At 38.0% G+C, this 15,789-nt stretch carries 17 protein-coding genes; 16 read left to right on the top strand and 1 reads right to left on the bottom strand.

Annotated elements, in window-relative coordinates; all coding sequences use genetic code 11:
- Positions 1 to 97: 97 nt before the first annotated feature.
- The 13 genes from ASF12_RS29545 (at position 98) to ASF12_RS29485 (ending at position 11,856) form a co-directional block, all read left to right on the top strand.
- Positions 98 to 445 (top strand): hypothetical protein, encoded by a 348-nt coding sequence (locus ASF12_RS29545; RefSeq protein ID WP_056042327.1) that lies wholly within the window; start codon positions 98 to 100, stop codon positions 443 to 445.
- Positions 426 to 1,124, top strand: a complete 699-nt coding sequence (locus ASF12_RS29540; RefSeq protein ID WP_056042326.1) for a hypothetical protein — start codon at positions 426 to 428, stop codon at positions 1,122 to 1,124. The genes ASF12_RS29545 and ASF12_RS29540 overlap by 20 nt, the downstream gene beginning before the upstream one ends.
- A gap of 26 nt (positions 1,125 to 1,150) precedes the next feature.
- Positions 1,151 to 1,645 (top strand): single-stranded DNA-binding protein, encoded by a 495-nt coding sequence (ssb, locus tag ASF12_RS29535; protein ID WP_056042325.1) that lies wholly within the window; start codon positions 1,151 to 1,153, stop codon positions 1,643 to 1,645.
- Positions 1,646 to 1,684: 39 nt separating this feature from the next.
- Entirely contained in the window at positions 1,685 to 1,891 is a 207-nt protein-coding gene (locus tag ASF12_RS29530; protein WP_056042324.1) for a hypothetical protein, read from the top strand.
- A 79-nt stretch (positions 1,892 to 1,970) separates the two neighbouring features.
- Positions 1,971 to 2,411: a hypothetical protein gene (locus ASF12_RS29525; protein WP_056042323.1), complete on the top strand. Its 441-nt coding sequence runs from the start codon at positions 1,971 to 1,973 to the stop codon at positions 2,409 to 2,411.
- A 58-nt stretch (positions 2,412 to 2,469) separates the two neighbouring features.
- Positions 2,470 to 3,441 (top strand): DUF6744 family protein, encoded by a 972-nt coding sequence (locus tag ASF12_RS29520; RefSeq protein ID WP_056042322.1) that lies wholly within the window; start codon positions 2,470 to 2,472, stop codon positions 3,439 to 3,441.
- Positions 3,442 to 3,516: 75 nt separating this feature from the next.
- Entirely contained in the window at positions 3,517 to 5,073 is a 1,557-nt protein-coding gene (locus ASF12_RS29515; protein WP_056042321.1) for an AAA family ATPase, read from the top strand.
- Between the two features lie 54 nt (positions 5,074 to 5,127).
- On the top strand, positions 5,128 to 5,511 hold the full coding sequence (locus ASF12_RS29510; protein ID WP_056042319.1) for a DUF1257 domain-containing protein: 384 nt from the start codon (positions 5,128 to 5,130) through the stop codon (positions 5,509 to 5,511).
- Positions 5,512 to 5,589: 78 nt separating this feature from the next.
- A complete protein-coding gene (locus tag ASF12_RS29505) occupies positions 5,590 to 5,787 on the top strand; it encodes a DUF2997 domain-containing protein (protein ID WP_056042312.1) in 198 nt (65 codons plus the stop codon).
- Between the two features lie 3 nt (positions 5,788 to 5,790).
- Complete coding sequence (locus tag ASF12_RS29500) at positions 5,791 to 6,345, top strand: 4Fe-4S single cluster domain-containing protein (protein ID WP_056042306.1); 555 nt, start codon at positions 5,791 to 5,793, stop codon at positions 6,343 to 6,345.
- Positions 6,346 to 6,430: 85 nt separating this feature from the next.
- Complete coding sequence (locus tag ASF12_RS29495) at positions 6,431 to 7,921, top strand: DNA cytosine methyltransferase (RefSeq protein WP_056042304.1); 1,491 nt, start codon at positions 6,431 to 6,433, stop codon at positions 7,919 to 7,921.
- Positions 7,922 to 7,935: 14 nt separating this feature from the next.
- A complete protein-coding gene (locus ASF12_RS29490) occupies positions 7,936 to 9,354 on the top strand; it encodes a DNA cytosine methyltransferase (RefSeq protein WP_056042299.1) in 1,419 nt (472 codons plus the stop codon).
- 1,266 nt (positions 9,355 to 10,620) lie between these two features.
- The gene (locus ASF12_RS29485; RefSeq protein ID WP_056042297.1) at positions 10,621 to 11,856 is read left to right on the top strand and encodes a replication initiation protein; all 1,236 of its coding nucleotides are present in this window, start codon (positions 10,621 to 10,623) and stop codon (positions 11,854 to 11,856) included.
- A 275-nt stretch (positions 11,857 to 12,131) separates the two neighbouring features.
- On the opposite strand, the gene ASF12_RS29480 is transcribed toward ASF12_RS29485, so the two are convergent.
- On the bottom strand, positions 12,132 to 13,232 hold the full coding sequence (locus ASF12_RS29480; protein WP_056042295.1) for a replication initiation protein: 1,101 nt from the start codon (positions 13,230 to 13,232) through the stop codon (positions 12,132 to 12,134).
- A gap of 585 nt (positions 13,233 to 13,817) precedes the next feature.
- Between ASF12_RS29480 and ASF12_RS29475 the strand changes: the two genes are divergently transcribed.
- From ASF12_RS29475 to ASF12_RS29465, 3 genes are all read left to right on the top strand, one after another.
- The gene (locus ASF12_RS29475; RefSeq protein WP_056042293.1) at positions 13,818 to 14,159 is read left to right on the top strand and encodes a hypothetical protein; all 342 of its coding nucleotides are present in this window, start codon (positions 13,818 to 13,820) and stop codon (positions 14,157 to 14,159) included.
- 29 nt (positions 14,160 to 14,188) lie between these two features.
- Positions 14,189 to 14,578: a LysM peptidoglycan-binding domain-containing protein gene (locus ASF12_RS29470; RefSeq protein ID WP_056042291.1), complete on the top strand. Its 390-nt coding sequence runs from the start codon at positions 14,189 to 14,191 to the stop codon at positions 14,576 to 14,578.
- Between the two features lie 181 nt (positions 14,579 to 14,759).
- Complete coding sequence (locus ASF12_RS29465) at positions 14,760 to 15,788, top strand: DUF6094 domain-containing protein (RefSeq protein ID WP_056042289.1); 1,029 nt, start codon at positions 14,760 to 14,762, stop codon at positions 15,786 to 15,788.
- The last annotated feature ends 1 nt before the right edge of the window (position 15,789 follow it).

Below are 15,789 nucleotides of genomic sequence, written 5' to 3'. Positions count from 1 at the left end.
AATTTTGACAACATAATTAGCTTTGACATGAGTTTTGAGGATAGGAATGGATACTTCATTGTTACCCATATGTTACCTACCCGAGTGGCGGTGTAATATGGATACAAAAAAAGAAATTCAGGCCATGTTCACAATTGACGACGAAACTATTGTCATTCTCGCGCTTCCGTCTTCTTCTGGTGAAGGACGGTATTTAACAGCAGCAGCTTTTGTCAAAGGAAAGATAGTCGTAGGGCATGACTGCCCAGCTGCTAAAGTTAGAAAAACATGCTGGCACACAGCAGCTGCCGTTAATGCTCTAAAGAACTTTTATTTTTATAAAAGTGAGTTGGATGATGCTGAAGTTATTAGTATTTACCGTAAGGTAACTATGAGTGAAGAGTGGAGGCAGATCCAAATTCCTGAAAAGATTGGAGTGAGGACTCATGAGCAGCATACTGCCTGATTTAGTAGAATATGCTCTTTCGAAAGATATTCGTGTAAACCGCAGGACCATTAACAATAGCCAAACGCTTTTTGTTTGTCCTTGGTGTGGAGACTCTTTATCTAGAGGTAAGTTTAAACTTACTCTTAATCGTAAAGACGGACTGTTTCGCTGTTTCACTTGTTTAGAAAAAGGTGGAACGCTTGATTTCATCTGTAAAATTGAGAATAAATCAAGAGAAGCAGTCACAAAAGAATTACGAGAACAAGCTGGTATTAACGAAACGGAATATCAGCAAAAGCAAGCAAAAAAACATCCAGCTGAGAGACTGACATCAGTACAACTTCAATTCATTGGCATTCGATTGAGGCCGCAACATTTCGCCTCAATGGATCAAGCGTTTCGTGATCAAACCAATGAATGGATTCTGTTAGAATGGAACTCGTTCTTGAATCAACAGCGCAGCGAAGCCTTATCAAGGCTAATGTTTGGTATCAAGGTAGATCAATACCAAACAGCTATTGTGGAAATTAAAGAAATGTCCCGCACCATAGGGCATAACTTGTTGAGTGAAGTTTTTGATGCCTATGGGTGCGGTGATAAACCCCCTGAGTGGGCTATCGGTGTGAAGGCGTGGGTTGATGCGTCTTATCAAGCCTATTTAAATGCTAACTTACAATCACCAAGCCAAACGGCTTGACGATAAATTTGAGGAGGAATATTATTATGTTGAACCGAGTGATACTGATAGGGCGCTTAACGCGTGATCCCGAGCTTCGATACACGCCTGCAGGAGTTGCCGTTACTCAATTTAGTCTCGCTGTTGATCGCCCATTTACAAGTGGGCATGGGGAGCGTGAAGCTGATTTCATACCGATTGTTGTATGGCGACAACTTGCAGAGACATGTGCGAATTATTTGAGTAAGGGCCGTTTAACAGCTGTAGAGGGGCGCATTCAGGTGCGTAACTACGAAAACAACGAGGGTAAACGGGTCTATGTAACGGAAGTAATTGCGGATAATGTGCGCTTTCTCGAAAGCGCACGGTCCAAAGAACAATCTGAACAAAACGGCAACAGCAACCAGTCTCGAAATGGTAATGGTAATGGTGGTCAGAGAGGTGGGCATCCTGGTGCAGGATCAAGAGGTTTTGATAACAAAGATCCTTTCACGGATGATGGTCGTCCAATTGATATATCTGAGGACGATTTACCATTTTGAATTTTTTTACATATTATACTATAAAAGGGGAATAACAAAATGCAGAAGAACCAAAACACTGAAATGAATAGAGACACACTAGAGGAGCTACTCCTCGATATTTTAGTCCATGGAAAAGATCGCCGTAATGAACTCGCAGAAATCTCTCGTGAAGGCGACGGATTATGCAAAATTCTTTGCGCGGATGGGACCGAATGGAATCTCAACATTACAAAGCGTGCCGAGTCACGTATGAAAAGAATTTAATAAATACATTTAAATTATTTAAAAGGAAAGCCTTCATTATCAGGGGTTTTCCTTTTTTTATTTAAAGGAGGAGCGTACCTTGCCAATTAAGACGATTAAGGTAAATAGCGCCTACAGTGGTGAGACAGGAAAAAGTCAATGTGAACTCTATCTGAATTTTTCTGAATCACCCATTATTTCAGTAAGAAGCTGTCCCAAAAATACAGCACATGAAGTATACGGCGAGCCCTTTCAACTAGGAGGCAGAGTTTGGTACTGTGCAGACTGCGGTATTGAATGGCGTGCTAGTCTTCGAACAGGGTACGTTAAGTATTACAACCTTGATGAAGGGGGAACTGCTACAGAGTTTAAAATTATGAAATTAGCTCTATTTAATGAATCTAGATATTTAAAAAAGAAAACAAGTCTACAACCAAATTTCCATTTGGTTTCAACAGAAGCCCCATCAGCTATTAATGGTCATCCAGACCGGGATGCAAAGCTTCATGATGTTGAGCAAATGACCTTCAGTTATAACTAAAATACACAAAGACTACTCACAATAAATGAGTGGTTCAAAAGAATTTCGGAGGGATAATATGAGAGCTGGATTACGAGGAGAGTTCACAGCGGTCGGAATGGAAGACAAAGGAACAGTTGAAGTGGTGGGATACCTCTGTTGGTACTCCATTGGGATGAAGCTTATCGCACGTAATTTGCTGCAAGAGTACGTTAATTTATCAGGTGTGGCTGAGAAGTATATGCCAAACAAGATTCGTATTATAGATGCTTATCGTCGGGCCACTAAAGCCATTGAGTGTAAACGTCCTCTTGAAACCGGGAAAGGTTCAATTACTTATCTGGTGAAAGAAGTAAGTTCTACACGCGAAACAGTGCAAAGAAATATTGTAAAGGAAGTCATTGACTCCAATGATAATTCAGAGCCTTTGAAATATGATACAAAAGAAGCTATTATCACGCTTAACCGAGTTCATGATCATAGGCTTCAAACAAGTGTTATTAATGAAGAGGTCAGACCTCTAGTTGAGCGGGTGACTGAGTTGTTTGAATTGTTTAAAACGACTCATGATGATAATGCCATACGCTCCATGTGTGTTGATATTATTAGGCATATGTCGCCTGTTCTCGTTAAAGCTTCAGGGGGGGTATACTTTATCCCTATTAAGTATGAAAAAGAGCTGCGTGCCTTCAGGGAACTGGTCAATTTAATTGAACAAAGTAAGGCAGAGATTATTCCTCTTATAAAAACCAATGACACCATAGATATGGTTCGAAAAGCAACACTGAAACAAGTTAATGAATCACATGAACGCTTAAAGGCTGCATATAATGACGAAAGCATCTCTGCGTCCGACATTACGGCAGTCGTTGAGAATAGTAATCTTGCTTTTAGAGTCATTGATGATTATAAGGACTTATTAAAGTCCGATCTCAGCGATGTCGAATCTTCATATCATGATATGGAGAGAATGCTCCGGGCAGTTGCTGCTCGTAAAAAAGACCATAAGCCAAAAGAGAATGCAACTAGGCAAATGCGTCTATTTGAATGATTAAAAAGAAGCCAACCTTGTGGGGATGGCTTCTTTTTTCATTTTATTTCATTCTACAAAGGGAGAGATTATTCAATGAGTACACAAAAGAGTATCGAAACGGTAAGTAATTACCTGAAAGCAAGTTACCCAGCAGTTTGGGTGAAAGCTTATGAGGAAGACAAAGCATGCTCGATGTTTAGTACACTGGCCAAAGAGCTTAATTTTGGTTTAATGGTATGGAGTATCACGAAGGGTTTCTGTAATCCAAATGATGAGCATTATGATAAAGGGTCAAGCGTTATAGACGCTATCAGCGCGCTCAATTTCATCTTAGAAGAAGAAAAGACTAGCTTCACCATATATATTTTGAAAAACTTTCATTATTATCTTGAAGATAAGAATCCAATGATTATTCAATTGATAAAAGATTTAATTCCACATCTCAAAAAAAAGGGAAATCAATTGGTCTTTTTATCGCCGGTTGTCACATTACCTATTGAAATAGAAAAAGATATAACCGTGCTAGAGGTTGACATGCCTGATATTCAAGAACTTGATGAAACGTTAGAAAGTATTATTTCATCAGTCTCTGATAAAATTCAGATTGATGACCGTCAACGTGTACTTGAAAGTGCACTTGGTCTAACATGTGCGGAGGCTGAAAATGCTTTTGCTTTAGCTGTTACGATTCATCGGAAACTCGATGATGAAGCTATAAAAACCATTCAAAGGGAAAAGTCCAACATCATTAGAAAGTCTGGAATGTTAGAGTTCATTGCACCTTCTAATACGATTAATGATATTGGGGGAGCAAGTGAGTTTAAAAAATGGCTTCATACGAGGCGAAAATCATTTTCAAAGGAAGCTAAAGAGTTTGGTGTTCAGTCTCCTAAAGGAGTTATTTTGTTAGGGATCTCCGGTGGTGGAAAATCCGCAGCGGTTCGCGCTGTAGGGAACCTATGGCAAATGCCTATTTTACGTTTTAATATAGGCAATGTTTTCGGCTCTTTAGTAGGTGAATCCGAAGCCAATATGAGCCGAGCATTAAGGATGGCTGAAACAATTTCTCCATCTATCTTATGGATTGATGAAATAGAAAAAGCATTTGCCGGTGCAGGTGGATCAGGTGCTACGGATAGTGGCGTAACCGCCCGTGTTCTTGGGGAAATGTTAACCTGGATGCAAGAGAAAACTAGTGATGTTTTCGTTATTGCAACAGCAAATAATATCAATCATTTGCCTCCAGAATTACTACGGAAAGGTCGATTTGATGAACTATTCTGGTTCGACCTACCCGAACTTGGCGAGCGAAAAGAAATTATCTCTATCCATCTAAGAAAGCGAAATCGGGACCCTCAAACCTTTGATATTGACAGCCTTGCTAAAAAGACAGAGGGATTTGTTGGAGCTGAACTTGAACAGGTGGTTGTCGATGCAATTAGTATTGCGTTTTCCGAAAACCACGAATTAACAAATAACGATCTTCTTGAAGCAGCGAGATCCACTGTTCCTCTATCCAAATTAAGAGAAGCTGAAATAAGTGGAATGAGAGCATGGGCTAAAGAAAGAGCTCGTAATGCTTCAGCCGGGGAAACTATAGAGCAACCAGTACGAAACGAAAACACGATACTTCGCCGTGTCCCACAATAAAAAAACGAATTGAAGTGAACATCGATCGCTAATCAAGAAAGGAGAGACATAAACATGTCTCATTATTCAACAGTAAAAACGGAAATAAGAAATATTCGTGCACTAGAGGTTGCAGTAAAGCAGCTAGAACTTATTCTTATTGAAAATGGAATCTGTCGGGGTTATACGGAGCAACAAAATATGAAAGCAGATTATGTCATCCAATTAAAAGGTCCTTATGACGTTGCTTTGAACAAACAATCTAATGGTACCTATGATCTCCAGACTGACTGGTGGGCTGGACATGTCGAAAGGGAAATTGGCAAGAATGCCGGCCGCTTAATGCAGGAATACAACATTGGTGTGGTCACAATGGAAGCACGCCGCCAGGGTCAAACAGTTATCAGACGCGAAGCATCTGATGGTACGATAAAATTGAGGGTTCAGGTAAGGCGTTGAGGTGATCTGCAGCCTTGCTCTGAATGTGAAAACAGCAGCCAAAGCTTAACTTTTATACGTGAGAGGAGAAATATCAATATGAAAGAAATTGAATTTACATTTAAGAACGATGGATCTGTATCCATCGAAGCAATAGGGTTTAAAGGACAAGGCTGTGAAGAGGCAACCAAAGCCTTTGAACAGGCTTTAGGGCAACTTGAAAAGCGCAGTCATAAGCCTGAATATCAGGTACGTGTACAATTACAAAATCATAATTCACGAAATTTAAGAGGTTAAATCATGAAAATTCATGCATTTACCCAATATTCTACTGTAAATGGACCCGGTGAACGGATGGTGATCCATTTTCAAGGATGTAAATTTCAGTGTGCTGGTTGTTTTAATCCCGAGACACATTCTTTGGATAATGGCTTGGAAATGTCTGTTGAGGACATTAAATCACTTATTCCATCAGATATTGATGGGATTACCATAAGTGGAGGCGAGCCATTTTTACAACAAAGTGACCTATTAACTTTAACCGTTGAGTTACGTAAATTAGGTCTACCGATCATTATTTTTTCCGGGTTTTATCATCATGAGATCATAAAGTTAAAGTATGGCCAAGCCATACTCAATGAAATTGATGTTTTAATTGATGGTCGGTTTGTTGAAAATAAAATATCGCAAGAAGGACTTCACGGAAGCAACAATCAGACGATGCATTTCTTCACAGATCAATACTGTGAAGAAGATTTTAAAAATAGAGACACTGAAGTTACGTTTTTAGATTCCGGTTTGCTCACAATCACCGGATTTCCAAATGAAAGCTTACTAAATGTATTTAAATCATAACGAAAAAGAGAAATGCACAATCCCAAGAGGATGCATTTCTCTTTTTTTTATCTTAAGCATTCATTTTAAGGGGGACTTAGCTCATATGAACTTAAAAGCAATCTTAGATGGAGCACGAATGATAAGAAATTATCGAACCAGTTTTAAGCCAAGAAAGGATGGCCGCATAACAAGACTTTGGTTAGAAAAGCCTGTATTGCGAACCGGGTCATTTGAGCCTGGCGCTGGAATAATCGTTAGTGTATTACCAAACTGTGTTCATATCCGGATGGCTAAAGTCTTAGAAAGTGCTAGCCACATTATTCATAAGAAAAAAGGGGAACCTATTCTCGATATTTGTAATGCAGAGATTGATAAGGTCCTTGGAGTAGGAATAAAGATTGATATAATCGTTAAACCTGGGGAGATATATATATACAAAGAAATGTCATTTGAAATGACATTGATGGGAGAAAAACCTCAGTTTTGTAGCGATAATCTAAGAAAGTATAGGGTCATTTCCTTGTTTGCAGGATCTGGAGGCATGACCGCTGGCTTTACAGCCACGGAATCCTGTACATCCGTTTTTGGCGTGGAGATTGATACGCCTGAAAATAATCCTTATTCCTATGAGCAAAAAGGGAAAGAACCAGAATACCGGGCTTGGGCCATCGAAACATTCCTTTTGAACAATCCAAATACCCTCATGTATTGGGGAGATTTACGTTGCGTCTCAAATTGTTATATTCCTGCTGCGGATATAGTAGCCATTTCTGCACCATGTGTTGATTATTCAAACCTAGGACTGAGAATGGAAGGTTTGGTAGAACATTTTGTGCAGCACATTGTTCGAATTGTATTGGCTAGCGGAGCGAGAGCAATATTTATCGAAAATGTTCCAAATTTCTATAAATCACGCACTTACACATTATTAAAATCAATGTTACTATCCGTTTTTCCATGTTGGTTTATGGAAAATATTGATAGTTATGATTATGGTACGATAGATCACCGGGAGAGAGGCTATGCAGTTGCTTTTCAAAAGCGCTGCAGTTTTGAATTTCCTAGTAAAGTGAAGACAGCAAAATCTCGTAGAAGGAAAGTCAAAGACTATCTTGATGAATTAGTCGATCGCGATTGGAGAGATATTGAAAATTCAACAATAGGTAGTTTTTTAGGTTCACATAATACAAGGTTTGCTCATACAGGATTTACTTCTGATAAAAACAAAAGATTGCTCGTTTCTGTGAATGATCAAGAAGTAAGTTGTATCACTAAAGGATATGGGAAAATACAATCGAGCCAATCCTATTTGATTCATTCGAATGGGCAAAAATGGTCGAAGTTTACTCCAAATGAAATCATGAAGATGTTAGAATATCCGGAATGGTTTGAAGTCCCAGATGATGTTTCCGATACTCGTTTATATGAGTTACTAGGTAACTCAGTAAATGTTCGAGTAGTGGAGGCGATAGCATCGTGTATCGTTTGTGGTCTAATGGAGATTGATATTAGGGAGCAAGTTGAAGCTTACGAAGTGGACCATTCTATTCCAGTTGAAGTAAATCAAAATGGACAATTGGGTTTTTTATTATAAGGAGGTAAATAGGTATGATTCCATTATCAATTATAGCACAGGGTGCAAAAATAATAAGAAGCTTTCGTACAAGTTACAAAAAAAGAAAGGAGAAAAAAGTGGGGCGATTATGGCTAGAAAAAGCCGTATTACGTGCAGGTAACTTTAAAGGTGGAGATGGTATCGTTGTAACAAGCTATGAAGATTATATTCATGTTCGAGCTGCACTTTGCGTCGAAACCCCTTCACATGTCTTACATCAGAAGAAAGGAGAACCCATATTAGATTTAAGTAACGCGAATATCAATAAAGTTTTAGGTGTTAATGTGGTCATTGATGTCATTGTAAAAGAACAAGAACTATATGCATTCAAACAACTAACTTTTGATATGATTAAGATCATGTCGAATTCAGACAATTCTTTTCATCCAGAAAGACTGTTACGAGTTATTTCCTTATTCTCGGGTGCTGGTGGAATGACTGCCGGCTTTGTCGAAGAGGGTTGTGAGAGTGTGATGGCCGTTGATATTGATACGGCCGCAAATAATCCATTTTCTTATGCTAAAAGAGGGCGTAAGCCATCCTACATGGCTTACACTGTAGAAACGTTCTGTAAGAACTTTCCGAAAACAAGGTTTTTCTATGGTGATGTACGAAGTGTACACCCTGATTATATCTTGGAGGCTGATCTCTTAATCGTATCTCCACCATGCTTGGAATATAGTAATTTAGGTTTGAAAATGGAAGGCATTGTTGAGCATTTTGCACAAGCTATTGTTCGTATCGCTTTATGTTCGGGCATTCAAGCTATCTTTTTTGAAAATGTGCCTGCATATTTTACAAGCAAGACATTTCTGTGGATAAAGAGGATGCTTGCGCCCCTATTTAAATGCTGGCATCAAGCCAAACTTGATTCATGGGATTTTGGAACATTGGATAGAAGGCCTAGAGGATACGCAATAGGAACACGTACTGATACTAACTTTCAATTTCCTAAACCTGAGAAAAAAGTAACTAGAAAGACATTGGGGGACTATTTAGATAACTTAGAAGGACGAGACTGGTTTGATGTTGCAGGAAGTTACATGGAAAAGTTGTTAGGTCTTTATAATTTGAAGTATGCTCAAACAGGATTTACAGCAGCTCATAATTCCACTCTTGTAGGATTGGATTCTCAACAGATAAATTGTATCACGGGTGGATATTTAAGAAGACAGGTAACCCAGTCCTATATTAAACATCCCGAAAAAGAAAAATGGTCCCTACTGAAACCAAACGAGATCCAATCTATTTTAGATTATCCAACTTGGTTTGAATTTCCTGATTTCGTTCCAAAGAGTCATCGGTATGAGATTCTAGGTAATTCAGTCAACGTAAAAATGATAAAATTAATAGCTGCCAACTTAGTATCATCGATTCGTAATAATGTTAATTCGTTGGGATTAAGCTATTAAGAAACGAAACCAAGGTAATGGAATCTTTTCTTCGAAGAGGCTGCGAAAGCAGTCTCTTTTTTATTTCAAGATGAAATAATGAGGATCAGATATTTATTCACAGACAACAATCTATTTGTTTTATTATTTGTTTTTATTGTTTTATCTCTTTGTTTTAAATGAATATATGTTATAGGAGGCTATAATACTAGATAGAATAAGAGATTCTAGCGATTACTGTCACAAAACAAGGAGTACGACGTCACATAAGTAGGAGTTAACTGTCACAAAACGAGGAGTTAGTCTGTCACAAAATGAGGAGGCTTCTGTCACTATAAAAGGAGTCTGCCTGTCACAAAACGAGGAGGGGATTAAGGAGAATTCAACCGGAAATGTTATAGAAGGGTGTTCAAACAAATGATTAACCAATATTCTCCCACCTGATAGATCATATGATCGGTTAAATCGCTTTAATACTCCTATTTTTGTGACAGAAATTAGCTCATTTGCTTATCTGCAGCGCATATAAAGTGGTGTTAACCAGGTATTTTATCAAAATACTCCTCATTTTGTGACAGGTAACTCCAATTGCAGCTGAAGCATCTTTATAAATAAAATTAAAACACTCCTATTTTTGTGACAGACATTCTATTTTCGTTTAAAAACTCCTCATTATGTGACAGAGTTGCCGCGGATCTTAGAATAAATGCCTATTGGACTCCTTCTTTTGTGACAGAAACGTATTTCTTAATCTTGGTACTCCTCAAAGTGTGACAGAAATACATTCATAGTACAGTTTTGCATGAGAATACTCCTTTTATTGTGACAGAAATGATCAGGTATAGCCGAGTACTCCTCAATATGTGACAGACAATCAATAGAAACGTAAATTTGACTCCTGCATTTGTGACAGAAACAGAAATGTTGCGATACATTACTCCTCGCTTTGTGACGGAACTTATCTAATACTCCTCTTCTTGTGACAGAAATGAAGCATATTTAAAATTTACTCCTCAAAATGTGACAGAAGTGCCTAGTGGATTAACAATACTCTACTTCATTTCCATTTTCAGATCATTTTCAAAACAATGATACTCTTCATCATGTGACAGATTGTAGGTATTGATCCTTAAATGAAGTCCTATTTTTGTGACAGAACAGTATTTTCAGCAGATTTAAAGACTATTGACTACTTTGAATAGATTAGAAGATAAAGTCTGTCACATAAAAAGGAGTGGATAACATCCGGCGAATATTTTATGATGTAATTTGTAGGGAGGGGTTTCATTGAATGAGAGCGCAGTACAAATGGAGATTGAATTTGGAGAGCCTGCAAGAGTATCACCAGATTATATAGTAACAAAATCAAATATACTTATAGAAACCCCGCTATATTTAGATTTGCATGAAAACCGCCTTGTTTTTGCGATGATTGCTTTAATCCAGCCAGATGACGAGCAATTTAATACAGTGGTACTTCGGGTTAAAAGCATGGCGGAGATTTTGGAAATTGACGAAAAGAATTATTACAAGAAAGTTAAACTTGTGGTCGATAGACTTCTCTCTAAAACACTAACAATTAATGAAAATAACGGCGACACCACTTTGAAAGTGAATTGGTTATCAGCTGCTCGTTATCATAATAAAAAGGGAATTGTAGAGCTTGAGTTCTCACCACAATTGAGGCCTTATCTCCTACAACTAAAAAAAGACTTTACTAAATATAAATTAGGTAATGTTCTTTTACTGAGAAGTAAGTACTCGATCAAAATGTACGAGCTATTGAAGAGATATCTTAAGATAGGTAAACGTAGATTTACTTTAGAGCAGCTGCGATATTTATTAGAAATAGAACCAGATAAGCTGACTCATTATGGCCATTTCAAATCCAGGGTGCTTTTAAAAGCTCAAGAAGAGCTCGCAAGAAAAACAGATATTTCATTTGATTTTGAGGAAACTAAAATCGGTAATCGAGTGACATCTATAACTTGCTTAATCAAAGAGGATAGAAAGATCAAGCTTCTTGACCCAGAGGATAGTGACACTGGGATAGATGAAACTACACCGTTGGAATTCCTGAAGAGGTTTGGGGTGCACAAATCTGTCGCGTTAGAATTGATACAGCTTTATGGTGAAGAACGGGTCAAAGATAACATACGTTATGTATATGAAACCAAAAGGAATGAAGATGTAGATAATATAAGCGGATATATTGTAAGAGCAATTAGAGAAAATTATGTTTGTTCTAGTGGGGGCTTCTCTGAAGAAGACGAATTAGATATGCATACCTCCATTTTGCAGCTAAATGAACGTATACGCCGGCATATTCATTTCTATGGTCGCTTAAAGCAGCTACATGATCCGCCACCGGATCTAGAAACCGAAATGGGCGAGAACATTTTAGAAGAAATAAACAAATCGCTTTCAGCTCGGAAAGAGTTAGGACGAAGACCATTAACACTTGAAGATTTTGATGATAATTATGCTAGAGATGTTTTTAAGTTTATCTCAGAAATGCAATAAAAAAGGTTCCTCTGATGAAGAGGAACCTTTTTTATTTGTCCGAAAAAATAAAGTAGTAAGCTGTATGGGAAATAACCGCCATCTGTGCACCGGTGCAGCCGGCGAAATAAGAGTTATCTGCTGATGGAGCGCAGCGACCCAGCAGGCGTGCCTGACAAGCCAGTCGCCGTTTTACCGGCTAGAGACAGACCGGATCGAACTGGGCGAACGAGAAGACTTAAGCTCCAGCGCAGACGTTCAACCAGGACAGTTATAGGCACCTTGCCTGCTTGCCTTTATGTTTCATGATTTCTTCGAATATTTAAGTTTTGCCGGCGAATGTTCTCTAGATCTGTCATGATTTTGAATTGAGCTTTATTCCAAATGATTTGTTTTTCTAACTTAGATAAGCTATTACTCAGGTGTTTTTCTATGAAATGATCTTCAATTAGAAATTTTGAAAGAACGGAGGTGTTTTCACGCAACCCTTCAATAAAATTATTAATCCACTGATATTCTTCGTATGTGACCCCTGATAATTTTTCGCCAAAAATATTGCTTTTTAATAACGTATCCATGTAACCTATCTGGTTTTTAATAAACAGAGACTTGGATACATGATCTATAGCAGCAAAAATGGCATAGTCTCCAAACGATAACCATTTCTTGTATAAGGCTTTCGATAAATCAATATCGAACTCCGCAGCTTTCTCTTTTACTAAATCATACCACTCGTCTTCATTTTCATCCAAGTGCTGATATTGCCAGAGCCTTCTTATTTCGACTTGAATGCGGGTAACCTTAAGGCTCTCTTTTTGTTCAATGAATTCTATAATAATACCTAACGTTTGAGGAAGTTCTTTTATTATTGGATTTAGGACACGTGCTTTAAAGTTACCGTATAACGGGTACTCGGTTGGCATAACACCCATTAGTTGCTTTATTTCCGAAACGTCAAAACTGTCACCGCTCCAAATGTGATCTTTAATCAAAATATAGAACATAATGGAGTAGCTACTTTTAAGTTTTAGTAGCAGGTCAATTTCAGTATCGTTCACAATTTTACACATTCGTATTAGATAAACCAGAAATAAACGGTTGAAGAGAATGGAGATGCTTGAAGACTGTTCTTTCTTTTCAATGAATAGGGGCTGCTTCATGGTCAAATCACCTATTTGGATATCGGCTGACATTAATGCGAGATTTTGAAGGACCATATTTATTTCATATGCCTTTGTACGCTTATGCCCAATTGCTTCAGAGAAATCAGCATATGAAAGGAATAAGAAAACATCCAGGCTGGAGCTCACTCTGTATTGTTTCGTAAAATGGAGCAAAATTTTCAATTCAGTTATCGATAAACGTTGTAGCCCGAAATACATCTTACTAAAGCTCATGTTATGATTCACCTCATAAGTATTATACTAAAACTGATTCCGATTTTCTTTCTCATATTGAGCGTAGACTGCCTTTAAATCTTTTCTACTTGAGAAGTGCTGCATTATACAGTATTATAGGATATATATTTTTTATTTTTCTTACACACACTCACGTTAAATTATGTACATCATGTCGATGACGATAATTATTTCAATGTGAGTAAGGACTAACCTTGATTCGATAGGTCATCGACAGGGTGGGGAATTGTGTATAGAGGGCGTGTACATTCAACGGTTCGACCATTACTTTTTATGCGAACGGTTTGATGATGACGCAAATGGGTAGGTATGATGTATGGATGATGACGTTTACCGTGTACTTCCAGACTTAAATATCTATTTACATGTGTAATGAAGTGAAGTGCTGTTTGCTTAAAAGGTGAAAATAAAGTTCCTTCTGGAATATACAAAAGATGTGTTTGAGCTGATAAATCAGCTTGAACACATCTTTTTTTGTTTTCACTCAAAAAAAATATCGTGAAAAAGGCGGATTCCTTCTTATGAGGACTTTCGCCTTTTTTCGTAAAAGGAGGATTAATTGCGATGACGCTTCTTGAAACATTTAAAGCGACACTAACCAAAGAGATCAAACCAAGTCAGGTTGTAGATGTATTCCAAGGTCAAAAATTCACTCTATATCTCAAAGGTCATCAAATAGGGGATACAGTTACGATTCAAAAATTTATTGACCATCAAAACAAAGAGCATTATGTGATACCAGCATCGGATATCCGCTGTGATGGATTGCCAGATGTAAACAAGACCAACTGGTTAAATGATCATCCCCGCGGTGCTATTGATGTTGATTTAAGTGGTTTTCAAATGGTTACTTCGCGTGAACGTTCAATGGCATCATTGTTATTTGGATGGGCATCGGGTAAATAAAAAACAACAAGTAAAGTGAGGTTATTAAAATGAAAAAACACGTATTAATTCGCTATTTTGCAATGAGTATGTTAGTGGTGATCTGTACGATTGAATGGCTCTGTATTCAAGTAAGGGCCATAGTCATGAACCCAAGATTAAAACGAAATGTAGCAGCTCTTTCTTTTCTATCTGTATTTATCTTTGTGGGCTCTGTAGGTGGTTTACGTGTAGTGGAGTTTTTTTCTCCGACACCAATTTACTATGAAAACTATGTTGTTCAAAGTGGAGACAGCCTATTCGCAATTGGATCAAGAGAATTTAATGGTCCTACCGAACAGGCAGTTTACTTGATTAAAACAGAAAATGGGCTAACAAGTTCATTAATTCATCCAGGGCAGATATTGAAAATACCGAAGATAAAGGGGCAAGAAAAATGAGAAAGTTAGGAAAACGAAACATTACCAAGACTCATTATGAATGGGAAGACATACCACTATTCTTTATGTTGGTTTCTATCTTCTCATTAATTATCTATCATTTCTTTAATTAGAGATGATGTTAAAAGCGGAAGTGTGCAGCAGCACTCTTCCGCTTTTTATTTATCAAAGGAGGGATACAGTGGCAAGATTAGAAAGTGAAGCAAAGGGTGGCTTTTATCCTACTCCTGAAGTGGAGATGGAACTTATACTCAAACGAGTGAAAGCTACAGAAGGAGATACGGTGAGTATTCTCGATCCGTGTGCAGGGAATGGCGATGCTCTAAAGCAAATCCAAACCCACTTACATTTATTCAATACCAAACCAATTACGTATGGTATTGAAATTGAGAAAACAAGAGCAGAAGCTGCAGCGGATAAAATTGATCATGTGATAGCGTGCGGATATGAAGAATCTCGTATGTCACATGATGCTTTTAGTATGTTGTATCTTAATCCTCCATTTATGAAGTATAGGGGAGGACGTGCAGAAACGATATTCCTTCGTGACTTAACGATGCCAGAAGGCTACCTGTCTATTGGCTCACTTGTCATTCTGAATATTCCGCAGCATGTACTTTCAGATGTGGCGAAACTTATCGCATCCAGGTTAGAAGACGTGAAGGTTTATCGATTCACAGATGCTAATTTTGATCAATATGAACAGGTTATCGTTTATGGCTACCGAAAGCCTCCTGGGCAAGGGAGTAGTCAAGAGATAGAAAGCGAAATGACTGCACTGAGTAAAGTACACCCATCAATGATTCCTGAATTGAGTTATCCGGATTGGGATGATATTCACTATGTTGTTCCCGCTCAAAAAAGAGAGGTTGACATCTTCAGCACCACAATCGTTAGCTATGAAAATGCTGCAATTGAAACTGATTTCTTAAGCAGGGTATTTGCCCAAGTTGAAGATGTTCATTTACAAACAGGTGCAATAAGACAACCGGCGATGCCACTTAAAATAACACATCAGGTACAGGCGATACAATCCGGCGCACTTCCTGAACATATGGGGACTCATCTACTAGTTGCAAAAGATGAGTCCGTCCATACAAAAACCATCGAAGTCGATGAAGAAACGGGAAAAAGTAAACAGATAGAACATTTCAAAAGAAAATCCATTATTCGAACTTTTACGGCCAATGGGCATATTGATTTAAAATAAG

Origin of the sequence: Paenibacillus sp. Leaf72, assembly GCF_001422685.1 — a bacterium.
Lineage (GTDB): Bacteria > Bacillota > Bacilli > Paenibacillales > Paenibacillaceae > Pristimantibacillus.
The sequence above is the reverse complement of the archived record's forward strand: the minus strand, read 5'-3'. Positions and strand labels throughout refer to the sequence as shown.